The sequence below is a fragment of the Ottowia pentelensis genome (assembly GCF_964341695.1).
Map to the genome: position 1 here is coordinate 3,896,250 of NZ_OZ224513.1, position 25,048 is coordinate 3,921,297.

Genomic DNA, 25,048 nt, shown 5'->3' on the forward strand with positions numbered 1-25,048 from the left:
TTTTCGGGCGGCTTTCTTTTCGATGACTCGATGGCCCTCGGGCTCATGCATGAGCCAGCGCCCACGCGGCACCGCGCGGCTTGACAGCGCGCCGGCCGGCTGGCGTAACATGGGCGCTCCACGCTGTCGCACCCCTTCATGAATCGACTTGCATCCATCCTTCCCGCCGCGCAGGTGCTGGTGGGCATCGAGGTCACCAGCAAGAAGCGCGCGTTCGAGGAAGCCGGCCTGCTGTTCGAGAACCTGCACGGGCTGTCGCGCGCGCTGATCGCCGACAGCCTGTTCGCGCGCGAGCGCCTGGGCTCCACCGGCCTGGGCCATGGCGTGGCCATTCCGCACGGGCGCATCAAGGGCCTGAAGGCGCCGATGGCGGCGGTGCTGCAGCTGGCGCAGCCGATCGGCTTCGACGCCCCCGACGAGCAGCCGGTGGGCCTGCTGATCTTCTTGCTGGTGCCCGAGGCGGCGACGCAAAAGCACCTGGAGATCCTGTCCGAGATCGCCGAGCTGCTGTCGGACGCCAGCCTGCGCGAGCGCATCAAGACCGCGCCCACGGCCGAGCAGCTGCACGCGCTGATCGCCGACTGGCATTCGGCCCAGGGCGGCTGAGCGCCGCTTCCGCTTCACCTCCGCCCCGCGTCACGACGGCATGAAACCCACCGTCATCAGCGCCGACGTCCTGTTCGAGGACCACCGCGAATCGCTGCGCTGGCACTGGGTGGCCGGCCAGGGCGCGTCCGAACGGCGCTTCGACGAGGTGGTGGTGCGCCAGGCGCGCTCGGGTGCCGACCTGGTGGGCTACCTGAACTACATCCACCCCTACCGCCTGCAGATCCTGGGCGAGCGCGAGGTGCGCTACATCAGCGAATGCTCGCCCGAGGACGGCGCGCGGCGCATCGCGCGCATCGTCACGCTGGAGCCGCCGGTGCTGGTGCTGTGCGAGAACCAGCAGGCACCGGACGCGCTGGTCAGCATGTGCGAGCGCGCGCAGATTCCGCTGTTCGCCACCCACGAGTCGGCGGCCTTCGTCATCGACGTGCTGCGCACCTACCTGTCCAAGCACTTTGCCGACCGCACCACCATGCACGGCGTGTTCATGGACATCCTGGGCCTGGGCGTGCTGATCACCGGCGAATCCGGCCTGGGCAAGAGCGAATTGGGGCTGGAGCTGATCTCGCGCGGCAACGGCCTGGTGGCCGACGACGCGGTCGACCTGTTTCGCATCAACCAGACCACCATCGAGGGGCGCTGCCCCGAGCTGCTGCAAAACCTGCTGGAGGTGCGCGGCATCGGCCTGCTGGACATCCGCGCCATCTTCGGCGAGGCGGCGGTGCGCCGGCGCATGCGCCTGCGCCTGATCGTGCACCTGGTGCGCCGCGAGACCATGGAGCGCGACTACGAGCGCCTGCCCTACGAGCCGCTGTCGCAGGACGTGCTGGGCGTGCCGATCCACAAGGTGGTGATCCCGGTGGTGGCCGGCCGCAACATCGCCGTGCTGGTGGAGGCCGCCGTGCGCAACCACATCCTGCAGCTGCGCGGCATCGACACCTACGAAGAGTTCGTCAACCGCCACCGCGTGGCGATGGAAAAGGGCGGCGCCTCGTCGGCCTGAGGGGCCGCGGTGCTCAAGGCCCCTTGCGCGGCGGCGCGCTGCCGCGATAGGGGCACACCGGCTTGTCGCAGTGCGCGTACAGGCTCAGCGCGTGGTCGGTCAGCGTAAAGCCGCGCTCGCGCGCGATGGCGCTCTGGCGCTGCTCGATCTCGGCGTCGTAGAACTCCTCGACGTGCCCGCAGTCCAGGCACACCAGATGGTCGTGGTGCTGCTCGTCGTTGAGCTCGTACACCGCCTTGCCGGCCTCGAAGTGGTTTCGGCTGAGCAGCCCCGCCTGCTCGAACTGCGTCAGCACGCGGTACACCGTGGCCAGACCGATGTCCGAGTGCTCGGCCACCAGCAGGCGGTACACGTCCTCGGCCGACAGGTGGCGCAGCTGGGAGGTCTGGAAGATCTCCAGAATCTTCAGCCGCGGCTGGGTCGCCTTCAGGCCCGTGTTCTTCAGCTCGTTGAGGGTGTCGTCCATGGCGTGCAGCATACCCGCCGGCACGCCCCGGCGCCGCGCGCTGGCTACAATGCCCGGTCGTATCGTGCCCAAGCCCCCGTCGATGCCCCAGATGCCCCGCCCCCCCGTCCGCCACGCCGGCCGGGTGACGCTCGCCCTGTGCGTGGCCGCGCTCGTCGGCGCCTGCAGCTCGTTCAACGACGCCACGCGCGACATGGCCAACGCCATCACGCTGTACAAGCCCGAGGTGGTGCAGGGCAATTTCGTCTCCAAGGAGCAGGTGGCCCAGCTGCAGCCGGGCATGACGCGCCTGCAGGTGCGCGACCTGCTGGGCACGCCGCTGATGACCAGCCTGTTTCACAACGACCGCTGGGACTACGTGTTCACCATCGCGCGCCAGGGCGTCAAGCCGCAGCAGTACCGCCTGACCCTGTTCTTCAACGGCGACGCGCTGGACCACTTCGAGGGCGACGAGATGCCCAGCGAAAACGAGTTCGTGCAGCGCATCGGCCGCGACAAGACCTACAAGGTGCCGCCGCTGGAGGCCACCGAGGAGCAGCTCGCCAAGTTCCCGGCGCCCGGCGCCTCGGCCGCCGCGGCGGCCACCGCGCCCACCCCCGAGCCGCCGGCCGGCGGCTACCCCCCGCTCGACAGCCCGCGCTGACGTTTTCTTGCGGCGCCACTCGCGCGCGCCGCGCCCTCCCCCGCCCTGCCATGACCGCTGCCCCCGCTCCTCACCGCGTCGCCATTGCCGGCGCCACCGGCCGCATGGGCCAGATGCTGATCGAGGCCGTGCGCGCGGCCGACGACTGCCAGCTGGCCGGCGCGCTCGACCGCGCCGGCAGTCCGGCGCTGGGCCATGATGCCGGCGCCTTTGCCGGCTGGGCCAGCGGCGTGAAGGTGACGGCCGAGCTGGCCGCCGGCCTGCAGGGCGCCAGCTGCCTGATCGACTTCACCCGCCCCGAGGCCACGCTGGCGCACCTGGCCGCCTGCCGCCAGCACGGCGTGGCCATGGTGATCGGCACCACCGGCTTTGCCGACGCGCAAAAGGCCCAGATCGAGGCCGCCGCGCAGCACATCCCCATCGTGCTGGCGCCCAACATGAGCGTGGGCGTCAACGTCACGCTCAAGCTGCTGGAGCTGGCCGCCAAGGCGCTGTCCAGCGGCTACGACATCGAGATCATCGAGGCGCACCACCGCCACAAGGTCGACGCGCCCTCGGGCACGGCGCTGCAGATGGGCGAGGTGATCGCCGCGGCGCAGGGCACGCGCCTGGCCGACCGCGCCGTGTACGAACGCCATGGCCACACCGGCGAGCGCGACCCCGCCGCCATCGGTTTCGCCACCGTGCGCGGCGGCGACATCGTGGGCGAGCACACGGTGATGTTCGCCGGCACCGGCGAGCGCATCGAGATCGCCCACAAGTCCTCCAGCCGCGCCGGCTACGCCCAGGGCAGCCTGCGCGCGCTGCGCTTTCTGGCCGGCAAGAAGTCGGGCCTGTTCGACATGGCCGACGTGCTGAATTTGCGCTGAACCTCCATGAACCTGCAACAAGTCTTCGCGCAGAGCGACGCCATCGGCAAGGCCGTGGCGCTGCTGCTGCTGCTCATGTCCATCGCCAGCTGGGTGATCATCGTCTGGAAGGCCTGGATGCTGCGGCGCGCCGGCGGCAACGTGACGCGCGCGGTGGCGGCCTTCTGGCAGGCGCCCTCGCTGCAGGACGCCGCCACGCAGCTGCAGGGCATCGACCGCGCCGCGCTGGTGCTGCCGCTGGTGCAGGCCACCCAGGCGCCGGACGGCGGCACCCTGGCCGGCGCCGGCGAGCGCGAGCAGCAGCTCACGCGCACGCTGCGCGGCGCGCTGCACGGCGTCATGCGGCGGCTGCAGTTCGGCCAGGTGCTGCTGGCCACCACCGGCTCCATCGCGCCCTTCATCGGCCTCTTGGGCACGGTGTGGGGCATTTATCACGCGCTCACCAGCATCGCCGGCTCGGGGCAGATCTCGATCGAGCGCGTGGCCGGCCCGGTGGGCGAGTCGCTCATCATGACCGCCGCCGGCCTGGCGGTGGCCATTCCGGCGGTGCTGGCCTACAACGGCTTCGGGCGCGTCATCGGCGCCATCGAGGCCGAGCTGGAAGGCTTTGCGCGCGATTTGCGCGAGCTGTTCTCCCATCCGGCCTGACGGAGTCGGACATGGCATTCGGGCGGCTGGAGCGCACCAAGGGCAGCGAGCCCATGTACGACATCAACGTCACGCCCATGGTGGACGTGATGCTGGTGCTGGTGGTCATCTTCATCCTCACCGCGCCGCTGCTGGCCAGCTCGATCCGGCTGGATTTGCCCAAGACCGACGGCGCCAAGCCGGGCGATCCGCCGCAGTTCGTCACCGTGGCGGTGGACCAGGCGGGCCAGGCCTTCTTCAACGACAAGCCGGTCAACGCGGCCGAGCTGTCGGTGGCGCTGCAGCAGGCCAAGCTGGACAACCCCGACACCGAGGTGCAGCTGCGCGCCGACCAGGGCGTGCCCTACGGCCGCGTGGTCGAGGTGATGGGCGAGGCGCAAAAGGCCGGCCTGAACCGCATCGGCTTCGTGGCCGAGGCGCCCGCGCCGGCGCCCGGCGCCGCCCCGCCAGCCGCTGCCGGCGCCCCACCGGCGGCGGGGGCCGCGCGCTGAGCGCGGCGCGGTTTTCAAGCGTTTCAGGCCTCCGGCGCCCGTCCATCCAGCGCTGGCAGCTATTGTTTTAATAGTTATCGGGCGGCCGCGAGCCGCCTACAATTTGCCCCATGCAAGACCAATACACGCATTCGGAGGTCGAGGCCGCCGCGCAGGCCCAGTGGCGTGCGGCCGACGCCTACCGCGTCACGGAGGACGCGGCCAAGCCCAAGTACTACGCCTGCTCCATGCTGCCCTACCCCAGCGGCAAGCTGCACATGGGCCACGTGCGCAACTACACCATCAACGACATGCTCACGCGCCAGCTGCGCATGAAGGGCTTCAACGTGCTGATGCCCATGGGCTGGGACGCCTTCGGCCTGCCGGCCGAAAACGCCGCGCTGAAGAACAAGGTGCCGCCGGCCCAGTGGACCTACGACAACATCGCCTACATGAAGGGCCAGATGCAGGCCATGGGCCTGGCCATCGACTGGAGCCGCGAGGTGGCCACCTGCGACGCCAGCTACTACCGCTGGAACCAGTGGCTGTTTTTGAAGATGCTGGACAAGGGCATCGCCTACCGCAAGACCCAGGTCGTCAACTGGGACCCGGTGGACCAGACCGTGCTGGCCAACGAGCAGGTGATCGACGGCCGCGGCTGGCGCACCGGCGCGGTGGTCGAAAAACGCGAGATCCCGGGCTACTACCTCAAGATCACCGACTACGCGCAAGAGCTGCTCGACCACGTGCAGATCGGCAACCCCAAGGCGACGCTGACCGGCTGGCCCGACCGCGTGCGCCTGATGCAGGAAAACTGGATCGGCAAGAGCGAAGGCGTGCGCTTTGCCTTCACGCACGACATCGCGGGCGCGGACGGCCAGCCCATCGGCGGCGGACGCATGTACGTCTTCACCACGCGCGCCGACACCATCATGGGCGTGACCTTTTGCGCCGTGGCGCCCGAGCACCCGCTGGCCGCGCACGCCGCCCGGGGCAACCCCAAGCTGGCCGCCTTCATCGAGAAGTGCAAGCAGGGCGGCACCACCGAGGCCGAGCTGGCCGCCAAGGAAAAGGAAGGCATGGCCACCGGCCTGACGGTGACGCACCCGCTGACCGGCGAGGCGGTGCCGCTGTGGGTCGGCAACTACGTGCTGATGAGCTACGGCGACGGCGCCGTGATGGGCGTGCCCGCGCACGACGAGCGCGACTTCGCCTTCGCGCTCAAGTACGGCCTGCCGATCCAGCAGGTGGTGCACGTCGACGGCGAGGAATACGACGACACGCGCTGGCACGACTGGTACGCCGACAAGCAGGGCGGCGTGACCATCAACTCCGACGTCTTCAGCGGCCTCGAATACCCCGACGCGGTCGACGCCGTGGCCGAGGCGCTGGAGCAAAAGGGCCTGGGCGAGAAAAAGGTCACCTGGCGCCTGCGCGACTGGGGCATCTCGCGCCAGCGCTACTGGGGCACGCCGATCCCCATCATCCACTGCGCGGACTGCGGCGCGGTGCCGGTGCCCGAAAAGGACTTGCCGGTGGTGCTGCCGCAGGACCTGGTGCCCGACGGCAGCGGCAACCCGCTCAACAAGTGCGAGACCTTCCTGGCCTGCAGCTGCCCCCAATGCGGCAAGCCGGCGCGGCGCGAGACCGACACCATGGACACCTTCGTGGACAGTTCGTGGTATTTCATGCGCTACTGCGACCCCACCAACGAGCAGGCCATGGTGGCCGGCGGCACGCGCCACTGGATGCCGATGGACCAGTACATCGGCGGCATCGAGCACGCCATCCTGCACCTGCTGTACGCGCGCTTCTGGACCAAGGTGATGCGTGACCTGAAGCTGGTGCAGGTCGACGAGCCCTTCACCCGCCTGCTGACGCAGGGCATGGTGCTCAACCACATCTACAGCCGTCGCACCGCCAAGGGCGGCAAGGACTACTTCTGGCCGCAGGACGTGGAAAACGTCACCGACGAAGGCGGCAAGATCGTCGGCGCGCGGCTGAAGAACCCGGCCGACAGCGGCGACGGCCGGCTGCCCGCGGGCACGCCGATCGACTACGAGGGCGTGGGCACCATGTCCAAGTCCAAGAACAACGGCGTCGATCCGCAGGCGCTGATCGAGAAGTACGGCGCCGACACCGCGCGCCTGTACACCATGTTCACCTCGCCGCCCGAGCTGACGCTGGAGTGGAACGACGCCGCCGTCGAAGGCAGCTACCGCTTCCTGCGCCGGGTGTGGAACTTCGGCGTCAAGCTGAATGCTATTCAAAACATAGCTGTCAGCGCTCAATCCATGGGCGTCAGCGGTCAAAAAGGCCTGGAACTCGGCAAGGCCGCCAAGGCGCTGCGCCACGAGATCCACACCGTGCTCGGCCAGGTCGAGCACGACTATCAGCGCCTGCAATACAACACCGTGGTGTCGGGCGCGATGAAGATGCTCAATGCTCTTGAGGCGTTCAAGCCCGACGGCTCGCCCGGCGACACCGCCGCGCTGGCCGAGGGCTTCTCCATCCTGCTGCGCGTGCTCTACCCGGTCACGCCGCACGTCACGCACCAGCTGTGGCAGCAGCTGGGCTTTGCCGCGCTGCAGGGCGAGGTGCTGGACGCGCCCTGGCCCGGCGTCGACGCCAAGGCGCTGGAGCAGGACGAGATCGAACTGGTGCTGCAGGTAGGCGGCAAGCTGCGCGGCGCCATCCGCGTGCCCGCCGGCGCCTCGCGCGAGGCCATCGAGCAGGCCGCGCTGGCCAGCGAGGCCTTCGCCAAGTTCGGCGCCGGCGCCACGGTGCGCAAGGTGGTGATCGTGCCCGGGCGCCTGGTCAACGTCGTCGTGGGTTGAGCACGGTGCGCCGCCAACGCCGCGCCCTGCTGCTGGCCGCCGCCCCGCTGGCCCTGGCCGGCTGCGGCTTTGCGCTGCGCAAGGCGCCTTCGTTCAGCTTTCACAGCATCGACCTGGCGCTGCCCGCCACGTCGGGCCTGGGGCTGGAGCTGCGCCGCCAGCTGCAGGGCACCGGACAGGTGCAGGTCATTACCGACGCCGCGCAAAAGGCCAAGGCCGACGTGGTGCTGGAAAGCAAGGGCGAGCAACGCGAGCGCGCCGTGGTCAGCCTGACGGCCACCGGCGAGGTGCGCGAGTTCCAGCTGCGCATCCGCTTCGCCTTCCGGGTCGTCACCCCCGCCGGACGCGAGCTGCTGCCCACCGCCGAAATCCTGCGCGAAATCGACCAGAGCTACAGCGAATCGGCCGCGCTGTCGAAGGAGCAGGAGGCGCTGATGCTCTACCAGAACATGCAGAGCGACATCGTGCAGCAGGTGATGCGGCGGCTGGCCACCGTCAAGCTCAACTGAACCAGGCCAGTGATGCCCAAGCATCAGTGATAGTCATCCTCGCGCTGATGGCGAATGGCCGACACGATCACTTCCTTGTCGCTGACGATGTGGAACAGTGCCACGTAGCCCGAGGCGCCGAACGGGATCACCAGTTCGCGCTCCAGCCGGTCATCGAAAGCGATGCGGCAGGTAAAGGGATTGCGCGCCAAGATGCGGAATTCGCGCTGGATGGCAGCCATGGCGCGGGCGGGCAGGTCGAAGTCTCCGTGGGCCAGCGCGGACTCGATGAGAAAGTCTTCCAGCCGTTGCAGGTCGTCCAGCGCCTCGGGCGTCAGGCAGACGGCAAAGCTCACCGGGTCAGCTCCGTGTGTCTCATTGCCGTGCGGGCTGCCTTCACGGCGGGCGTGCGGGGATTCATGACCGCCGCAGCGCGGCCACGCGGGCGTCCAGCCGCGCCTGCATGGCTGCCAAAGCGTCGTCGGCGTCATGCAGCACACCCGTTTCCTGTGCCCGGGCCAGCGCCGCGCGGCCACGCGCCACAAAGGCTTGCTGGGCTTGGCGGCGCTGCGCGGCCTGCACGGCGGCCTGCTCGACGAACTGCGACAGCGTTTCGCCCGCCTGCAGCACGGCTTCGATTTGCGCGCGTACGGCGGGGGCGACACGCACCGGGGGCAGTTGGGCGGTTTTCATGAGCCAAGTGTAGTGCAATTGCTATGCATCGATCTGGAACAGGCTTCACAATTCACACCACCCCGAGCATGACCACTGTCGTGTTCACCATGCCGACTCGCAAGAAAAGCCACCAGCGGCGAGAATCGGACCATGCAACTGAGCGCCGCCCAACTGCCCACCCACCTGCAAAAGGCGCTGCGCCCGCTGTACGTGCTGCACGGCGACGAGGCGCTGCTGGCGCAGGAGGCGGCGGACGCCATCCGCGCGACGGCGCGCGCGCAGGGCTACACCGAGCGCAGCAGCTTCACCGTGGCGGGCGCCAACTACGACTGGAGCGCCGTGCTGGCCGCCGGCGGATCCTTGAGCCTGTTTGCCGACCGGCAGATCGTCGAAATCCGCGTGCCCTCGGGCAAGCCGGGCAAGGACGGCAGCGCCGCGCTGCAGCAGATCGCCCAGCAGGCGGCGGGCAACGACGCGGTGCTGACGCTGGTGCTGCTGCCGCGGCTGGACAAGGCCACGCGCACATCCGCCTGGTTCAGCGCGCTGGAGGGCGCCGGCGTGGCGATCCAGATCGACAGCGTCGAGCGCGCCCAGCTGCCGGCCTGGATCGCCCAGCGCCTGGCCGCGCAGGGCCAGCGCGTGCAGGCGGGCGAGGCGGGGCAGCGCACGCTGCAGTTCTTTGCCGACCAGGTGGAGGGCAACCTGCTGGCCGCGCACCAGGAGATCAGCAAGCTGGGCCTGCTGCACCCGGCCGGCGAGCTGACGCTGGAGCAGGTGGAGGCGGCCGTCACCAACGTGGCGCGCTACGACGTGTTCAAGCTGTCCGAGGCCGTGCTGGCCGGCCGGCGCGAGCGCGTGCAGCGCATGATCGACGGCCTGCAGGCCGAGGGCGAGGCGCCGGTGCTGGTGCACTACGCCATTGCCGAGGACATCCGCGCGCTCAAGCGCATCCAGGACGCCATGGCCGCCGGCAAGCCGCTGCCGCTGGCGCTGCGCAGCGAGCGCGTGTGGGGCCTGCGCGAACGCCTGTTCGAGCGCGTGCTGCCGCTCTTGTCCGAGCGCCAGCTCGACGCCCTGCTGGAGGCCGCCTGGCGCGTGGACGGCATCGTCAAGGGCCTGCAGCACCCCGGCTGGCCGCAGGACCCCTGGCAGGCGCTGCAGCGGCTGGCGCAAAGCCTGACCGGCGCCTGCGCACCGGCGCGCTGAACCGGCGTTCGGCGCGATCTTTTGGGACAATCGGGGCATGAACGCGCCCGACGTCTCCCTCACCATGCAAGCCTTGGGCCGCCAGGCCCGCGACGCCTCGCGCGCCATGGCGCGCGCGCCGGCCGCCGTGCGCAACCAGGCGCTGCGCGAGCTGGCGCGCCTGCTGCGCGCCCACGTCGAGCCGCTGCAGGCCGCCAACGCGCGCGACTTGGCGCGCGCCGGCGAGCTGAGCGCGCCGATGCGCGACCGCCTCAAGCTCACGCCGCCCATCATCGAAACCTGCGCCCAGGGCTGCGAGCAGCTGGCCGCCATGCCCGACCTGATCGGCGACGTCGTGGGCCTGCGGCAGCAGCCCAGCGGCATCCGCGTGGGGCAGATGCGTGTGCCCATCGGCGTGTTCGGCATGATTTACGAAAGCCGCCCCAACGTCACCATCGAGGCCGCCAGCCTGTCGATCAAGAGCGCCAACGCCGCCATCCTGCGCGGCGGCAGCGAGGCCATCGAGTCCAACCGCGCGCTGGCCGCCCTGGTGCAGCAGGCGCTCGAAGCGGCCGGCCTGCCGCCCGCGGCGGTGCAGTTGGTGCCCACCACCGACCGCGCCGCCGTCGGCCTGCTGATCACCATGCCCGAGTTCGTCGACGTCGTCATCCCGCGCGGCGGCCGGGGCCTGATCGAGCGCATCAGCCGCGAGGCCAGGGTGCCCGTCATCAAGCACCTGGACGGCAACTGCCACAGCTACGTCGACGAGCCCTGCGACCTGGACTTGGCCGTCACCGTGGTGGACAACGCCAAGACGCAAAAATACAGCCCTTGCAACGCCACCGAAAGCCTGCTGGTGGCGCGCGGCGTGGCCCAAGCCTTTCTGCCGCGCATCGGCGCCGTGTTTGCCGCCAAGGGGGTGGAGATGCGCTGCGATGCCGAGGCGCTGGCGATTCTCAAGCAAAATCGGCCTGCAGCGCCCGCCAGTCAAGCGCCAGCAGCTATTGATATCGAAGCATTGCTGAAGCCCGCGCAAGAGTCGGATTGGTACGAGGAATACCTGGCGCCCGTCATCAGCATCAAGGTGGTGGCGGGCCTGGACGAGGCGATCGCCCACATCAACCACTACGGCAGCCACCATACCGACGCCATCCTGACCAGCGACCACCGCCACGCCCAGCGCTTTCTGCGCGAGGTCGATTCGGCCAGCGTCATGGTCAACGCCAGCACGCGCTTTGCCGACGGCTTCGAATACGGCCTGGGCGCCGAGATCGGCATCAGCACCGACAAGTTCCACGCCCGCGGGCCGGTGGGCATCGAGGGGCTGACCTCGCTGAAGTGGGTGGTGCTGGGCGAGGGCGAGGTGCGCGGCTGAACCAGCGGCCGCGCCGGCACGCCCGACGCGGCCGAGGCCGGTTGGCAGGCCCATTACACTGCGGGGACTCCAACGCCCCCGCCCCCATGGTTCCCCACCTCATCACCGCCCTGAACGGCCCCATCAACGAGCTGGAGCAGCGCCTGCTGGACGCCACGCCGGTGATCGAGCGCTGGTTTCGCCTGGAATGGATGGAGCACACGCCGCCGCTGTACTGCGCGGTGGACATCCGCAACGCCGGCTTCAAGCTGGCGCCGGTGGACACCAACCTGTACCCCGACGGCTGGCACAACCTGTCGCCCGACACGCTGCCGTTGGCGGTGCAGGCGGCGCAGGCGGCGATCGAAAAAATCTGCCCCGAGGCGCACAACCTGCTGATCGTGCCCGAAAGCGGCAAGCTGTCGAGCTTTTACCTGGCCAGCCTGGCGCGCCTGGCCGAAATCTTCACCATGGCGGGGCTGAACGTGCGCCTGGGCTCGATCGACCCGCTGCTCAAGCGCGCCACCCCCATGACGCTGGCCGACGGCCAGAAGCTGACGCTGGAGCCGGCGCAGCGCCAGCGCTTTCGGCTGGGCCTGAAGCACTTCGACCCCTGCACCATCCTGCTCAACAACGACCTGCCCGACGGCGCGCCGGGCATCCTGGAAGACCTGCACGAGCAATACCTGCTGCCGCCGCTGCAGGCCGGCTGGACGGTGCGGCGCAAGAGCCGGCACTTCCAGTGCTACGAGGACGTGAGCAAGCGCTTCGGCAAGCTGATCGGCATCGACCCCTGGCTGATCAACCCGCTGTTCGCCACCTGCGGCCAGATCGACATCCACGAGGCCTACGGCGGCGACTGCCTGCGCACGCACGTGGACGCGCTGCTGACCAAGATCCGGCGCAAGTACAAGGAATACGGCATTGCCGAGAAGCCCTTCGTCGTCGTCAAGGCCGACCACGGCCCGCGCGGCATGGGCATCATGACGGTGCGCGACGTGAAAGACCTGGCCGACATCGGCGCCAAGGCGCCCAAGGCCGGCGCCGCACCCGTGCCCACCGGCGAGGTGATCATCCAGGAAGGCGTGCTGACCGGCGAGCGCATCCACGACGCGGTGGCCGAGCCGGTGGTCTACATGATCGACCGCTACGTGGTGGGGGGCTTTTATCGCATCCACGCCGAGCGCGGCGCCGACAACAGCCTGAACGCGCCGGGCGCGCGCTTCGTGCCCCTGCCCTTTGCCGGCAACGCCCACCTGCCGCGCCCCGGCGCCAAGGGCGAGGCGCGCGCGCCCAACCGCTTCTACATGTACGGCGTGATCGCCCGCCTGGCCATGGTGGCCGCCAGCTACGAGCTGGAAGCCACCGACCCCGAACTGCTCGACACCGCCTGAGGCCTTGGGCCCCGCCCGGTTTGGCGCGCCGGCGCGTTCGGCGCACAATGCATCGCCCGCCCATCCGACCATGGCCGAAACCAAGTCCTCGTTGCCCACGTTGATGGTCGGAGCCATCGGCGTGGTCTTTGGCGACATCGGCACCAGCGTGCTGTACACGGTCAAGGAGATCTTCGGCCCCGGCCACGTGCAGTTCACGCCCAACAACGTCTACGGCGTGCTGTCGCTGATCTTCTGGACGCTCACCGTCATCGTCTCCATCAAGTACGTGGCCTTGGTGCTGCGTGCCGACAACAACGGCGAGGGCGGCTTGGTGGCCATGCTGACCCTGGCCTCGCGCGCGGTGGCCGACAAGCCGGTGCTGCGGCGCGGCATGCTGATGGTGGGCATCTTCGGCACCTGCCTGTTCTATGGCGACGGCGTCATCACGCCGGCCATCACCACGCTGGGCGCCATGGAGGGGCTGGAGGTGGTCTCGCCCGCCTTCACCGAATACGTCATCCCGCTCACGCTGGCGGTGCTGTTCGCGCTGTTTCTGGTGCAAAAAAAGGGTACGGCGGGCATCGGGCGCTTCTTCGGCCCGGTGATGCTGCTGTGGTTTGCCGTCATCGCCGTGCTGGGCGTGCTGCAGATCGCCAACAACCCGCGCATCTTGTGGGCGCTGTCGCCGCACTACGCGCTGGCCTTCGCGGCGCAGCACCCGGGCGTCACCTTCATCACCCTGGGCGCGGTGGTGCTGTGCGTGACCGGCTGCGAGGCGCTGTACGCCGACATGGGCCACTTCGGCAAGCGGCCGATCCGCCTGGCCTGGTTCACCATCGCCATGCCGGCGCTGGTGCTCAACTACTTCGGCCAGGGCGCGCTGCTGCTGGCCGAGGGCGACGCGGCGGTCAAGAACCCGTTCTTCCACATGGCGCCCGACTGGGCCACGCTGCCACTGGTGGGCCTGGCCACGGCGGCGGCGGTGATCGCCTCGCAGGCGCTGATCTCGGGCGCCTTCAGCGTCACCAAGCAGGTCATCCAGCTGGGCTTTTTGCCGCACCTGACGATCCAGCACACCAGCGTGCGCGACATCGGGCAGATCTACATGCCGCTGGTCAACTGGGGCCTGTTCGTCACCATCGTGCTGGCCATCGGCATGTTCCGCTCGTCCAGCAACCTGGCGGCGGCTTACGGCATCGCCGTCACCACCGACATGCTGATCACCACGGTGCTGACCTTCTTCGTCGTGCGCTACGCCTGGAAGCTGTCGCTGGCGCTGACGCTGGCGGCCACCGGCTTCTTCCTGGTGGTCGACCTGCTGTTCTGGAGCTCGAACCTGCTCAAGCTGGTGCACGGCGGCTGGTTTCCGCTGGCCATCGCCGGCGCCATCTTCATCCTGATGGTGACCTGGCGCGACGGCCGCGCGCTGCTGCACCAGGCGCTGCAGGAGACGGCGCTGGACCTGAAGGACTTTCTGGCCGCCCTGTTCGAGGCGCCGCCCACGCGGGTGGACGGCACGGCGGTGTTCCTGACGCCCGACCCCGGCAACAAGGTGCTGCACCAGCAAAACCTGTTCGTCACCGTGCAGCAGCACGAGGTGCCGTGGATCGGCATGGAAAAGCGCCTGCTGCTCGAACCCCTGGGCCACGACTGCTGGCAGGTGGTGCTGAACTACGGCTTCAAGAACGACCCCGACCTGCCCAAGGCGCTGGCCCTGCTGGCCGCGCGCGGCGTCAAGTTGAACCCGATGAGCACCAGCTATTTCCTGTCGCGCCACATCGTCACGCCCACCGTCGGCACCGGCCTGATGCCCTGGCGCGAAAAGCTGTTCGCCTACATGCACCACACGGCGACGGCGGCGGCCGAATACCTCAACCTGCCGAGCAACGCGGTGGTCGAGCTGGGCGGCAAGGTGGAGATATGAACACCCCCGTTGCTCCACTCGCCGCGCGATGTTGCGCCTCCCCCTGAAGGGGGCATCGCCAGTGGCCAGGGAGACCCCGGCCACGGCGATCGCTGGCATGGCCTGCTCCGCGGCCATTGGGCTCGCTGCAGCCTTGCCGGCAGCCATCTGCCCATACTGATCGAACGGGCCACGGAGTCGAGCCCGGAAAACCCATGGGACAAGCATGACGGCGTCGGCGAAACCCAGTATCCAGGCACTGATGCTGGGCGCCACGGGCGTGGTGTTCGGCGACATCGGCACCAGCCCGCTGTATGCCTTTCGCGAGGTGTTCGCCGGCGGGCGCGTGCCGTTTTCGCAGGCCAACGTGCTGGCCGCCACGTCCATGTTCATCTGGGCGCTGATCCTGGTCGTCGCCTTCAAGTACGTGGCGCTGGTGATGCGCGCCGACAACGACGGCGAGGGCGGCATGATGGCCCTGCTGGCGCTGGCCTCGCGCTCGGTGGGCGCGCGCCCACGCCTGCGCGCCGGCATGCTGGCGGTGGGCGCCTTCGGCGTGGCGCTGTTCTTCGGCGACGGCGTGATCACCCCCGCCATCTCGGTGCTGTCGGCGGTGGAGGGCCTGGAGGTGGCCACGCCCGAGGCCAAGCCCTACGTGATCCCCATCGCCCTGGTCGTGCTGGCCCTGCTGTTCATGGTGCAAAAGCACGGCACGGCGCGCATCGGGCACTTTTTCGGGCCGGTGATGGTGCTGTGGTTCGTGGTGCTGTCCGTCATCGGCGCGCGGCAGATCGCGCATGCGCCGCAGGTGCTGGCGGCGCTGTCGCCGCACCACGCGCTGCGCTTCATGTGGGAGCAGCCGCACATCGCCTTCATCGCACTCGGCGCCGTCTTCTTGTGCCTGACCGGCGCCGAGGCGCTGTACGCCGACATGGGCCACTTCGGCAAGCGCCCCATCCGGCTGGCCTGGTTCGTGGGGGTGATGCCGGCGCTGATGCTGAACTACCTGGGCCAGGGTGCGCTGGTGCTGGCGCAGCCGGCGGCCGTGGACAACCCCTTCTACCTGCTGGCGCCGCCCTGGGCCTTGGTGGGCCTGGTGCTGCTGGCCACGGCGGCGACGGTGATCGCCTCGCAGGCGCTGATCTCGGGCGCGTTCTCGGCCGCCAAGCAGTCGATGCAGCTCGACTTTTTGCCGCGCATGCGCATCGACCACACCTCCACCGAGGAGATCGGGCAAATCTACATCCGCGCCGTCAACTGGCTGCTGCTGGCGGGCGTGGTGCTGACGGTGGGCGTGTTTCGCAGCTCCTCGGCCATGGCGGCGGCCTACGGCGTGTCGGTCAGCCTGCTGATGGTCATCACCACGTGCCTCACGTTTTTCGTGGTGCGCCACGGCTGGCATTACCCGCTGCCGCTGGCGCTGGGTGCCACGGGGGTGTTTTTGCTGGTCGACCTGGTGTTCTTCGGCTCCAACGCGCTCAAGATCGCCGACGGCGGCTGGTTTCCGCTCTTGATCGCGGCGCTGGTCTTTACCGTGATGAGCACCTGGCGGCGCGGGCGCGAGCTGGTGCGCGCCAACAACCGCGACCACGCGGTCGAGCTGCCGCTGTTTCTGGACGCCGTCTTCGTGCACCCGCCGCTGCGCGTGGACGGCACGGCGGTGTTTTTGTGCGCGGTGGCCGGCATCACGCCCAACGCGCTGCTGCACAGCCTCAAGCACTACAAGGTGCTGCACGCGCGCAACCTGTTCGTCAACGTGCGCAACCACGAGGTGCCCTGGGTGGCTCCGGCCGAGCGGCTGGAGATCGTCGAGCTGGGCCACGACTGCTGGCGCATCACGCTGCACTACGGCTTCAAGGACCACATCGACCTGCCCGGCGCGCTGCGCGGCGCGGTCGACACGGTGGGGCCGCTGGACCCGATGAAGACCAGCTACTTCCTGTCGGCCACCACCATCGTGCCGCACACCGGCGGCGGCATGGCGCTGTGGCGCGAAAAGCTCTACACCCGCCTGCAACTCAACGCCAGCCCGATGGCCGAGTTTTTGCAGCTGCCGGTCAACTCGGTGGTGGAGCTGGGCACGCAGATCGAAATTTGAGCCGAATCGGCCTGCAGCGCACGTCCATCAAGCGCTGGAAGCTATCATTTAAATAGTAATTCAATCACTGCACGATCCCGCGCTGGCGCAGCGCGGCGATCTGCTCGGCGCTCAGGCCCAGCTCGCGCAGCACGGCCTCGCTGTCCTCGCCCAAGTGGGGCGCGCTGGCGCGCACGCCACCGGGCGTGGCCGACAGCTTGGGCACGATGCCCGGCACCGTCAGCGTGTCGCCGTCGCGCGTGGCCTGCGCCAGCAGCATGTCGCGCGCCTGGTAGTGCGGGTCTTCGGCAATGTCGCGCGCGGTGTAGACCTTGCCGGCCGGCACGCGCGCGGCGGTCAGCGCGTCCAGCACCGCCCGCACCGTGCGCGGCTGCGTCCAGGCGCCAATGGCGGCGTCGATCTCGGCCACGCGCGCCACGCGGCCGGCGTTGTCGGCCAGGTCGGGCGCGCCGCCCAGGTCGTCCCGGCCGATGGCGGTCATCAGCCGCTTGAAGATGCTGTCGCCGTTGCCCGCCACCAGCACCCAGCCGTCCTGGCAGGGGTAGGCGTTGCTGGGCGCGATGCCCGGCAGCGCGCTGCCCGCGGGCTCGCGCACCGCGCCGAACGCGCTGTACTCGGGGATCAGGCTTTCCATGCAGTTGAACACCGCCTCGTGCAGAGCGACGTCGATCACCTGCCCGGCGCCGCCGTGCGCCGTGCGGTGGTGCAGCGCCAGCAGCACGCCGATCACGCCGTGCAGCGCCGCCAGCGTGTCGCCGATGGACACACCCACCCGCACCGGCACGCGTCCCGGCTCGGCCGTCAGGTGGCGCAGGCCGCCCATCGCCTCGCCCACCACGCCAAAGCCGGGGCGGTCGCGGTACGGCCCGGTCTGGCCATAGCCCGAGATGCGCAGGATGATCAGCCCCGGGTTGAGCGCCTGCAGCCGCTCGGGCGCCAGGCCCCAGCCCTCCAGCGTGCCGGGCTTGAAGTTCTCGATCAGCACGTCGGCCTCGGCAATCAGCCGCCGCGCAACGTCCTGCCCCTCGGCCGCGCGCAAGTCCAGCGCCAGCGAACGCTTGTTGCGCGACTGCACCTGCCACCACACCGAGGTGCCGTGCCGCAGCAGCCGCCAGTTGCGCAGCGGGTCGCCCGCGCCCGGCGGCTCGATCTTGATCACCTCCGCGCCAAAGTCGCCCAGCGTCTTGCCGGCAAACGGCCCGGCGATCAGCTGGCCCATCTCGATCACGCGCAGGCCGGCGAGGGGGGTGGACGGAAAAATGTTCATCTGACCCCAGTTTTTTCTGGGTCAGGCGGCATACACGTTCTGGCGCTGCCGGTTCATCGCCGCGCGCACATAGGGATTGCGCACCCCATCCGGCTCCACCAAATCCACGTCGCGCCCGAGCAATTGCTCCAACTCCGCCTTGGCGCCGAAGAAACGATGCAGATCGGGGGGTGCGTCTGGCGCAAATTCGATCAAGAAATCGGCATCGCTGCGGGCCGGGTCGAAGTCGGTTTCACGCGCCGCCGAGCCGAACACATCCAATCTGCGAACCCCGTAGTGGCGACAAATGGCAGCGATCTCGTCAAGGTGTTGGGCGATGGCGGCATGCATGATGGCCAGTCTACCGATCGAAGGGCATCCGGGCAATCAGTTGCGCATGCGAATGCGGCCGCCGACCCATTCCGATCACGGTGGCGCATTGGGATCACGTGAAATATGGTTCTGACCCATGTCAGTCAGGTCACGCTTCGATTGCGGCGTATGGACCAGAAAACTGTGGCTCGCCACGTCGCACCATCTCCTGTAAGCTTTGATGCGATTCCTCCCTATCTCAACACCGCCATGTCGCTGCCTCTGCCCCAACCCCGTTTCGACGCGCCGGCGTACCTGGCGTGGGAAGCCGAGCAGGCCGACAAGCACGAATACGTCGATGGCGAAGTCTTCGCCATGGCCGGCGCGTCCGACGCCCACGTCACCATTGCGGGCAACCTCTACATGGCCCTGCGTCGTCACCTGCGCGGCGGCCCCTGCAGCGTCTTCATCTCCGACATGAAGCTGCAGGTAGCCGAGGACAACGCCTTTTTCTATCCCGACGTGTTCGTCACCTGCGCCGAGGCCGACCGCGCGCAAAGCCACTTCAAAAGTGCGCCCACGCTGGTGGCCGAGGTGCTGTCGCCCAGCACCAGCGCCTTCGACCGCGGCGCCAAGTTTGCCGCCTACCGCAAGCTGCCCAGCCTGCGCGAATACGCCGTCATCGACACCGAGCGCCTGAGCGTGGACCTGTTTCGCCGCGACAGCGACTCCGGCCACTGGGTGCTCTACCCGTTCGTGGCCGGCGACGAGGTTCAGTGCGACAGCGTCGGCCTGCGCCTGCCCATGGCCGAGCTGTATGAGGATGTGCGGTTCGAGCCCTGAAATCGGGGTTTTGATGGGGGCTGGATGAAAGGGCGATCTCAACTCCGAAGTGCAACACCACTGGTTGAGAATCAATGAATCGTAGCCGAGTCCTTCTCGCTGATGGCGGCCATCAGTTTCTTGAAAGCTTGGTAGAGGCCACCCAGTCCAGCGTCTTGCCGCGGACCAGGGGCAACCCAGTTTTCGCCCTAATAGCTTCGTCCGTTGACAAAGCGCTGCACCCGCTGCGCGGCCTCGACCATTCCGGTGCGCACCCACTGGACGGCGCATCGGGGAAATGCTCATCCCCAATTTTCCCAGTCTACGTGCCCGCAGCACCACCCTGGGCGATTGACGTTAATAACGACTAGCGTTATCATTGGCGCCCCATGATCTTGAGCTTCCGCTGTTCCGACACGCAATCCTTGTTTGAACAGCGGCGCGTACGGCGGTTTGTCAACATCGAGGCGGTGGCGCTGCGCAAGCTGGCCCAATTGCATGCTGCCGGATCGCTCGACTTTCTTCGATTGCCGCCCGGCAATCGGTTGGAAGCCTTGAGCGCCGACCGATCGGGTCAGCACAGCATCCGCATCAACGACCAATGGCGGCTGTGCTTCGTCTGGGCGGACGGCAACGCCACGCAGGTCGAAATCGTGGACTACCACTGAAAGGAGCAACCAGCATGAGCAGCAGCATCCAATGGCCCCACCCCGGCGAAGTGCTGATGGAGGACTTTCTCAAACCGATGGGCATCAGCCAATATCGCATCGCCAAGGACATCGGCGTGCCCGCGCGGCGCGTCAACGAAATCGTCAAGGGCCAGCGCGGCATCTCGGCCGACACCGCGCTGCGGCTGGCGGCCTTCTTCGGCACCGATGCCATCAGCTGGATGAACCTTCAGGCTGAATACGACCTGCGCGCCGCCCAGTCGTCCATGCAGACCGTGCTCGCCCACATCCGCAAGCACGAGTTGGCCTGATTTCGTCGGAGGCGTCCATGCATGGGTCGAGGCACGAAACCCATGCATGGGCGCATCCCATGCATCGGCCGCATCGCCCCGGTTCATGCCGGATTTCGCTTCGCGAACCCAGCCAAATTCTATTGATTTGATAGCTCCCAGCGCTTGCGGATCGGGCGTCAGCGGCTTGTTTTACCCACAATCAAAACCCATCCACCGGCGCCCAGCCTACCCTGCCCAACTTGTCCCCCGACAGGGAAAATGATCATCTGAGCCAGAAAAATTTCTCGAACCAGGTCAAAACGAATCCAGCGGCACAAACCCCACCGGCTGCGCCGTCCGGGCATCCAGCAACACCGTCCACACCACGCCCTTGCGGCCCTGGATGGGCAGGTACTTCAAGCCGTCCACCGCACGCCCCGACTGCGCCACGCCTTGCCCAATCAGCGCCGCCTCCCTGGGGAAACGTCCCTCCAGCTCCGTCGCCGGGCGCGCCGCCGCCAGGATGGCCTGCCGGCCGCTGTCATAGGGCTGCCACAGCTCCGGCCGCGCCGATATCGGCACGCCATCCAGCGCCTGCAGGGTGTAGTCCGCCACCTCGCCGCCCACCAGCGGGCGCAGCGACAGCCAGGTGGGGCCGCTCAAAGGCAAGGCCGTGATCCCGGCCGGCGTGCGGCCCAGCAAGTCGGGCGGAATGTCGTTGGCATGCACCACCCGAAAGCGGTTGTATTCGAACACCGCGTGCACCGGCCGCGCCTCATGAATGGTGTGCAGGCCATAGCCCAGCGCCGCCAGCTGCAGCACGCCGATCACCGAGAAGTCCAGCCACTTCTCGCGCCGCGACTTGCGGGGGTTGAACACCACCAGGGTGACCAGCGGGCCGATCACCACGTCCACCACGGCCACCAGCACAAACAGCTCGCGCCCGCCCGAGAGGGCGCGAAATGGCGGCGGATACCAAAGCCAGAAGACCAGTGCGGCGGCCAAGGCGGCCACCGCCAGGCTGAGCCCCAGATGGATGACCAATGCGCGAACTTTGGATATCCAGAGGGTCATGTCAGCGTTCAAATTCAGCCATCCGGCATTTCAGCTTCGAGGCGTCACGATCAATCATGATCTGTCCCCGCTTTTCTGATTTCAGCTTTGTTCTGCTCAACCCACTCATTCCATCCTCGCTCGATCTTGGCGTAGTAGGTCGGATGGTAGGTAGCGCGGATAACCACCAGTTCCTGCTTTGCCTGCGGCATCCGGCCATTCAGGGCCAGGGCTTTCGCGTAGTCCATGCGACTGGACAGCAGGTGGAATCGTCTGGCGATAACGCCCAGACGGTCCAGTTCCTCGGCTGACATTCCGGCGCGTATGGCAATGCGCGACGCGGCATTCAGCGCAGCGAACTGGTCGAGAATCAGCGGGCTCGCATACAACTCGTGAACGGGAGCACCAATGAAACGACCGCGTTCGAATCGATTCGCGCGAAAGTCGTCTTCAAGCCTGAAATAGTCGTACGTGAGCGCGACCAACATGGTGGCGCCGAGTGCGCCGAGCAACACGGCAGAGCGACTGGCCACCATTCGTCCGGACCGCTCTTGTCGGTGCGGCGCCCCGCTCTTCTGTGACGGGCTTGTGATGCAGCCCGCCAGCAACGCTGCCGGAAACAGGAAGAAGGTGTGGGCAAACGGAAACTCCAGCAGCGACTGCACCGTCAGCGCCAGCCACACCGCAAACACCCATTGGCGCTGCGCCTGCAACTCCGCATCCGGGGTTTTTTTCAGCCAACCCAGCAGCCACACGGCGAGCGCACCACTCAAAACCAGCGCCAGCGGCACGCCGCCCCAGGCCATCAAATCCAGCATGAAGTTATGGGCATAGGTGGCGTTGCGCGCCGGCTCGGCGTGCGCCGCCACCTCGCGCAAGGCCAGCATGCCCTGCTCGAAGCCATAACCCCGCCAGGGGTGCTCAAGAATCGCCGCGATGTATTGCCGCCAGATGCCCGCGCGCGGGCCGACCTCCAGCATTTCGCGTGTCACTTCGGCCTTCAGGTAAAGCGCGTCTTCGATCGCGCCCAGGTATCGGTGGATGAGCCAACCCACGGCCAGGCCGACCAACACCTCCGGCACCCGCAGCCGCGTTGGCACCCGCCCGCGGCCCAAAAACCAGAACGCGACGATGCACAGCAAAGCCAGCAGCGAGGCGCGCGACTCGCTGATGAGCACGCCAAAGCCCAGCAGGGCAACGGTCAGGGCATAGCTGGCGCGATGCGACAGCACGCGCATTTCGAACAGCGCCGTGGCCGCCACCAGGCCCATCACCATCAGCAGCCCGAACAGGTTGGGCTGCGCAAAATTGGCGTAGGGCCGGTTGTTGATCAGGTCCATCGCCCACCAGCCCGGGTTGGGCAGGCGCAGCCACTGCATCAGTGCCAGGCCGGCCGCGGCGATGGCAGCCGCCGTGAGGGTGCCAAACAGCGCTTGCAACACCGGCCCGCGCCCCTCCTGCGCGGCCCAGAGACAGCCGGTGTAGATGCTCAACGCGCCGCCCAGCGCGTACATGAAGCCCAGCGCCGCATCGCCGCGAAATACCAAGGCGCCCGCCAGGTACTGCACGACCGGCACCAGACCGGCCAGCAGCCAAATGCGTGCGGACAGCGGCCAGTGCAGCGGCTGCAGGGGCGCCGTGCCAAGGCCAGCCGCCGGGCTGCCCGCGGACGCCTTGAGCCGACCCAGCAGGCCCAGAAACAGCAGGCCCACGCCCAACGCCGTGACGGCCTCGCTGTGGAAGGTCGTCCACAGAGGGTAATGGTTCGGCAGGTTCCAGCCCAAAAACAGGGCGATCAGGCCGAAGGTGACAAGAATATTGCGCACCAATGAAAAGTGCGGCCCGCAGGCCGCACTTCGCTGTCATTCAAGAAAAATCAGACGCCGCCCTTGCAGGAGCCAGGCAGGTATTTCGTGGCAATCGTAGTGCCGGTTCCGCCACACACCCACGAAGTGATCTGCTTGCCGCCGTCGGTAGCCGCAAGAGCTGTGCCATTGATCATCGGGATCAGCGTCACATTTTTGTTATCAATTTCGTTATCACCAAAACCCTGCGCCGTGACGGTAATCACTCCGACGGTACTGGTTGAAACCTTGTTCACATACTTGGTGCCGGTACCCGAAGCTGCGCTTGATTCGCAACCCCAGCCGTCGGTCGCGACCGACAGCGCCGTGCTCACCGCAGATTGCACTGCTTCGGTGATGGAGGTGCGGCACTGCGAGGCGGCCAGAATCACTTCCGACATCTTGGCCTTCTTGGTGTACTGCTGATACGCCGGCAGCGCCACGGCGGCCAAGATACCGATGATGGCCACCACGATCATCAATTCGATCAGGGTAAAGCCTTGCTGCAGTTTCTTCATTTGTTTCATTTCCGTTTCCTCTCAAAAATTGATTCGGACCTTGGAGACACTTCCTGGATAGATAGGTGCGTCACCGCACGCCTTGTGTGTTGCAGGGGGCGTGCCAAGCGGCAACCAGGCGCCTTTTGTGACAAATCGCACGTGACAGGACGGCGTTTGGGACGGCAAGCGCCGTCTCACACCCCGGCGGGACGGCGACAGGCGTCTCATGCCGTCGCCTTGGATGGGCGCCGGCGTCCGGCGACACGGGCTCAGCCCTCTAGAATCGGCCCGACCATGAAAGAACCCAGCGCATGAACTCGATCAGCCTGGACGCCGTGGCGGCCCTGACCGGCATCGGCCGCAGCACCCTGTGGCGCAAGCTGGCCGACGGCGCCCTGGCCAAGGGCGAAAAGGACGCGCGCGGGCGTGCCACGGTGGCGCTGGCCGACGTGCTGGGCCTGATTGGCGAGGGCACGCGTGTGGCCTTCAGCGACGCGGACCTGGCCGTGCTGCTGCAGGCCGACGCCGGCGACGCCCAGGCGCAGGCCGACATCGGCGCCCTGCTGCAGGTGCACGGGGGGCGCGAAGCCGCGCTGTACTGGCTGCAGGCGGCCGCCGAGCAGGGCAGCGCCGAGGCCATGCAGTGGCTGGGCACGGCCCATGCGGCCAAGGGCACTGAGCAAGGCGACCAACTGGCGGTGATGTGGATCGCCAAGGCGGCGGCACTGGGCCACCCGATTGCCCGGCGGCAACTGGATGGCCTGCTGCAGGGCGCGGCGGTGGGGCCGGCCGATGGCGGCGCGCAACCGGCGACGTGAGAGCGACGGCACAATCCAGTCATGCCCACGCATGCCCAGCTTGACGAACGCGCCCGCGCCCTGCACCGCCTGGCGGCCGCGCGCGTGCGTGCCGAGCCGGCCTTGTTCGAACGCGTGCGGGCCAATCTGGCGCGCTGGCAGCGCGATGCCGCCCCGCAGGTGCAGCCCTACGTGAGCGAGTGGCAAGCCTTGGCCGACCAAGGCTTGCCAGCCTGCCTGGCGATGGCGGAAGAAGATTCACCCCACGCGGACGCATTGCGCCAGGCATCGCCCTTTGCAGGCGTTTTGAGCAACGCCGAGCGCTTGGCGTTTTTGAAAGACTGGCGCGCAAGGCAAGGCGATGCGGCGCGCTGAACTGGAGCACCTGATCCGCGCGGCAGCGGCCGTCACCAACGAATACGAGATCGTGGTGATCGGCAGCCAATCGATTCTGGCCAGCGTACCAGCGCCGCCACCCGAGCTGGTGCAGTCGATGGAGGCCGACTGCTACCCGCTGCGGCGCCCAGAGCTGGCGGATTTGATCGACGGCGCCATTGGCGAGCTGTCGCCGTTTCACGAGCGCTTCGGGTATTACGCCCAAGGCGTGGGGCCCGAGACCGCCGTGTTGCCGGACGGCTGGCAAGAGCGCCTGGTGAAGTTGCAGAACGAGCAGACCGATTTGAAGCTGGGGTGGTGCCTGGAACCGCATGACTTGGCGGCGGCCAAGCTCGTGGCGGGGCGCGACAAGGACGGCCCTTTCGTCGCGACGATGCTGCGCCACGGCATCATCTCGATGGACACCCTGGTTGCCCGCATCGCGGCGCTGCCGCTCGACGAGGCGCGCAAAGCGCGACTGCAACGGCAAGCGCGGCGACTGGCCCAGGCCTGATCGGCGCGCGGGTTTGATGCCCGT

General features: G+C 68.0%; 27 protein-coding genes. 19 read left to right on the forward strand and 8 right to left on the reverse strand.

The window, feature by feature from the left end:
* Nucleotides 1-138: 138 nt before the first annotated feature.
* The gene (locus ACWHMB_RS18965) at nucleotides 139-606 is read left to right on the forward strand and encodes a PTS sugar transporter subunit IIA (protein ID WP_293226619.1); all 468 of its coding nucleotides are present in this window, start codon (nucleotides 139-141) and stop codon (nucleotides 604-606) included.
* A 40-nt stretch (nucleotides 607-646) separates the two neighbouring features.
* Nucleotides 647-1,609, forward strand: coding sequence for an HPr(Ser) kinase/phosphatase (hprK, locus tag ACWHMB_RS18970; protein WP_377482181.1), 963 nt, complete (start codon nucleotides 647-649; stop codon nucleotides 1,607-1,609).
* Between the two features lie 13 nt (nucleotides 1,610-1,622).
* On the opposite strand, the gene fur is transcribed toward hprK, so the two are convergent.
* Nucleotides 1,623-2,075 (reverse strand): ferric iron uptake transcriptional regulator, encoded by a 453-nt coding sequence (gene fur, locus ACWHMB_RS18975; RefSeq protein WP_293225955.1) that lies wholly within the window; start codon nucleotides 2,073-2,075, stop codon nucleotides 1,623-1,625.
* 91 nt (nucleotides 2,076-2,166) lie between these two features.
* Here fur and ACWHMB_RS18980 point away from each other — a divergent pair, with 91 nt between their 5' ends.
* From ACWHMB_RS18980 to ACWHMB_RS19005, 6 genes are all read left to right on the forward strand, one after another.
* Complete coding sequence (locus ACWHMB_RS18980) at nucleotides 2,167-2,718, forward strand: outer membrane protein assembly factor BamE (protein ID WP_293225957.1); 552 nt, start codon at nucleotides 2,167-2,169, stop codon at nucleotides 2,716-2,718.
* Between the two features lie 50 nt (nucleotides 2,719-2,768).
* A complete protein-coding gene (gene dapB / locus ACWHMB_RS18985) occupies nucleotides 2,769-3,587 on the forward strand; it encodes a 4-hydroxy-tetrahydrodipicolinate reductase (protein WP_377482185.1) in 819 nt (272 codons plus the stop codon).
* A gap of 6 nt (nucleotides 3,588-3,593) precedes the next feature.
* Nucleotides 3,594-4,235 carry a MotA/TolQ/ExbB proton channel family protein gene (locus ACWHMB_RS18990; RefSeq protein ID WP_377482188.1) on the forward strand — a complete coding sequence of 214 codons (642 nt, stop codon included), beginning with the start codon at nucleotides 3,594-3,596 and terminating at the stop codon, nucleotides 4,233-4,235.
* A gap of 11 nt (nucleotides 4,236-4,246) precedes the next feature.
* Complete coding sequence (locus ACWHMB_RS18995) at nucleotides 4,247-4,726, forward strand: ExbD/TolR family protein (RefSeq protein ID WP_377482191.1); 480 nt, start codon at nucleotides 4,247-4,249, stop codon at nucleotides 4,724-4,726.
* A gap of 110 nt (nucleotides 4,727-4,836) precedes the next feature.
* The gene (leuS, locus tag ACWHMB_RS19000; protein ID WP_377482194.1) at nucleotides 4,837-7,542 is read left to right on the forward strand and encodes a leucine--tRNA ligase; all 2,706 of its coding nucleotides are present in this window, start codon (nucleotides 4,837-4,839) and stop codon (nucleotides 7,540-7,542) included.
* A gap of 5 nt (nucleotides 7,543-7,547) precedes the next feature.
* A complete protein-coding gene (locus ACWHMB_RS19005; protein WP_377482197.1) occupies nucleotides 7,548-8,051 on the forward strand; it encodes an LPS-assembly lipoprotein LptE in 504 nt (167 codons plus the stop codon).
* A gap of 23 nt (nucleotides 8,052-8,074) precedes the next feature.
* On the opposite strand, the gene ACWHMB_RS19010 is transcribed toward ACWHMB_RS19005, so the two are convergent.
* Nucleotides 8,075-8,386, reverse strand: coding sequence for a type II toxin-antitoxin system RelE/ParE family toxin (locus tag ACWHMB_RS19010; protein WP_377482200.1), 312 nt, complete (start codon nucleotides 8,384-8,386; stop codon nucleotides 8,075-8,077).
* A 61-nt stretch (nucleotides 8,387-8,447) separates the two neighbouring features.
* The gene (locus ACWHMB_RS19015; protein WP_293222894.1) at nucleotides 8,448-8,723 is read right to left on the reverse strand and encodes a YlcI/YnfO family protein; all 276 of its coding nucleotides are present in this window, start codon (nucleotides 8,721-8,723) and stop codon (nucleotides 8,448-8,450) included.
* A 132-nt stretch (nucleotides 8,724-8,855) separates the two neighbouring features.
* Between ACWHMB_RS19015 and holA the strand changes: the two genes are divergently transcribed.
* The 5 genes from holA to ACWHMB_RS19040 all read left to right on the forward strand — a co-directional run bounded on the left by holA (nucleotide 8,856) and on the right by ACWHMB_RS19040 (nucleotide 16,621).
* Nucleotides 8,856-9,911, forward strand: coding sequence for a DNA polymerase III subunit delta (holA, locus tag ACWHMB_RS19020; protein WP_377482203.1), 1,056 nt, complete (start codon nucleotides 8,856-8,858; stop codon nucleotides 9,909-9,911).
* Nucleotides 9,912-9,948: 37 nt separating this feature from the next.
* Nucleotides 9,949-11,265 carry a glutamate-5-semialdehyde dehydrogenase gene (locus tag ACWHMB_RS19025; RefSeq protein ID WP_377482206.1) on the forward strand — a complete coding sequence of 439 codons (1,317 nt, stop codon included), beginning with the start codon at nucleotides 9,949-9,951 and terminating at the stop codon, nucleotides 11,263-11,265.
* An 86-nt stretch (nucleotides 11,266-11,351) separates the two neighbouring features.
* A complete protein-coding gene (gshA, locus tag ACWHMB_RS19030; RefSeq protein ID WP_377482209.1) occupies nucleotides 11,352-12,638 on the forward strand; it encodes a glutamate--cysteine ligase in 1,287 nt (428 codons plus the stop codon).
* 70 nt (nucleotides 12,639-12,708) lie between these two features.
* Nucleotides 12,709-14,544, forward strand: a complete 1,836-nt coding sequence (locus ACWHMB_RS19035; RefSeq protein ID WP_377482213.1) for a potassium transporter Kup — start codon at nucleotides 12,709-12,711, stop codon at nucleotides 14,542-14,544.
* Between the two features lie 205 nt (nucleotides 14,545-14,749).
* A complete protein-coding gene (locus ACWHMB_RS19040) occupies nucleotides 14,750-16,621 on the forward strand; it encodes a potassium transporter Kup (RefSeq protein ID WP_377482215.1) in 1,872 nt (623 codons plus the stop codon).
* Nucleotides 16,622-16,685: 64 nt separating this feature from the next.
* Here the strand turns inward: ACWHMB_RS19040 and ACWHMB_RS19045 are convergent, their stop codons facing one another.
* Together ACWHMB_RS19045 and ACWHMB_RS19050 are read right to left on the reverse strand one after the other, a co-directional pair.
* Entirely contained in the window at nucleotides 16,686-17,888 is a 1,203-nt protein-coding gene (locus ACWHMB_RS19045) for a CaiB/BaiF CoA transferase family protein (RefSeq protein WP_377482218.1), read from the reverse strand.
* A gap of 21 nt (nucleotides 17,889-17,909) precedes the next feature.
* Entirely contained in the window at nucleotides 17,910-18,218 is a 309-nt protein-coding gene (locus tag ACWHMB_RS19050; RefSeq protein ID WP_377482221.1) for a nucleotidyltransferase family protein, read from the reverse strand.
* A gap of 231 nt (nucleotides 18,219-18,449) precedes the next feature.
* Between ACWHMB_RS19050 and ACWHMB_RS19055 the strand changes: the two genes are divergently transcribed.
* From ACWHMB_RS19055 to ACWHMB_RS19065, 3 genes are all read left to right on the forward strand, one after another.
* A complete protein-coding gene (locus tag ACWHMB_RS19055; RefSeq protein ID WP_377482224.1) occupies nucleotides 18,450-19,022 on the forward strand; it encodes a Uma2 family endonuclease in 573 nt (190 codons plus the stop codon).
* Between the two features lie 368 nt (nucleotides 19,023-19,390).
* Complete coding sequence (locus ACWHMB_RS19060; RefSeq protein WP_377482227.1) at nucleotides 19,391-19,669, forward strand: type II toxin-antitoxin system RelE/ParE family toxin; 279 nt, start codon at nucleotides 19,391-19,393, stop codon at nucleotides 19,667-19,669.
* A gap of 14 nt (nucleotides 19,670-19,683) precedes the next feature.
* Nucleotides 19,684-19,980, forward strand: coding sequence for a HigA family addiction module antitoxin (locus ACWHMB_RS19065; RefSeq protein WP_293225829.1), 297 nt, complete (start codon nucleotides 19,684-19,686; stop codon nucleotides 19,978-19,980).
* Between the two features lie 276 nt (nucleotides 19,981-20,256).
* Here the strand turns inward: ACWHMB_RS19065 and tfpZ are convergent, their stop codons facing one another.
* The 3 genes from tfpZ to ACWHMB_RS19080 are packed head-to-tail and all read right to left on the reverse strand — an operon-like array spanning nucleotide 20,257 to nucleotide 23,365.
* Complete coding sequence (gene tfpZ, locus ACWHMB_RS19070) at nucleotides 20,257-21,015, reverse strand: TfpX/TfpZ family type IV pilin accessory protein (RefSeq protein ID WP_377482230.1); 759 nt, start codon at nucleotides 21,013-21,015, stop codon at nucleotides 20,257-20,259.
* A gap of 50 nt (nucleotides 21,016-21,065) precedes the next feature.
* Nucleotides 21,066-22,820 (reverse strand): PglL family O-oligosaccharyltransferase, encoded by a 1,755-nt coding sequence (locus ACWHMB_RS19075; RefSeq protein WP_377482233.1) that lies wholly within the window; start codon nucleotides 22,818-22,820, stop codon nucleotides 21,066-21,068.
* Between the two features lie 50 nt (nucleotides 22,821-22,870).
* Nucleotides 22,871-23,365 (reverse strand): pilin, encoded by a 495-nt coding sequence (locus ACWHMB_RS19080; RefSeq protein ID WP_377482235.1) that lies wholly within the window; start codon nucleotides 23,363-23,365, stop codon nucleotides 22,871-22,873.
* 284 nt (nucleotides 23,366-23,649) lie between these two features.
* Here ACWHMB_RS19080 and ACWHMB_RS19085 point away from each other — a divergent pair, with 284 nt between their 5' ends.
* From ACWHMB_RS19085 to ACWHMB_RS19095, 3 genes are read left to right on the forward strand one after another with little or no spacing between them, the layout of a single operon-like run.
* On the forward strand, nucleotides 23,650-24,156 hold the full coding sequence (locus ACWHMB_RS19085; protein WP_377482238.1) for a hypothetical protein: 507 nt from the start codon (nucleotides 23,650-23,652) through the stop codon (nucleotides 24,154-24,156).
* 21 nt (nucleotides 24,157-24,177) lie between these two features.
* Nucleotides 24,178-24,510: a hypothetical protein gene (locus tag ACWHMB_RS19090; protein WP_377482240.1), complete on the forward strand. Its 333-nt coding sequence runs from the start codon at nucleotides 24,178-24,180 to the stop codon at nucleotides 24,508-24,510.
* The gene (locus ACWHMB_RS19095) at nucleotides 24,497-25,024 is read left to right on the forward strand and encodes a DUF6036 family nucleotidyltransferase (RefSeq protein ID WP_377482243.1); all 528 of its coding nucleotides are present in this window, start codon (nucleotides 24,497-24,499) and stop codon (nucleotides 25,022-25,024) included. The genes ACWHMB_RS19090 and ACWHMB_RS19095 overlap by 14 nt, the downstream gene beginning before the upstream one ends.
* The last annotated feature ends 24 nt before the right edge of the window (nucleotides 25,025-25,048 follow it).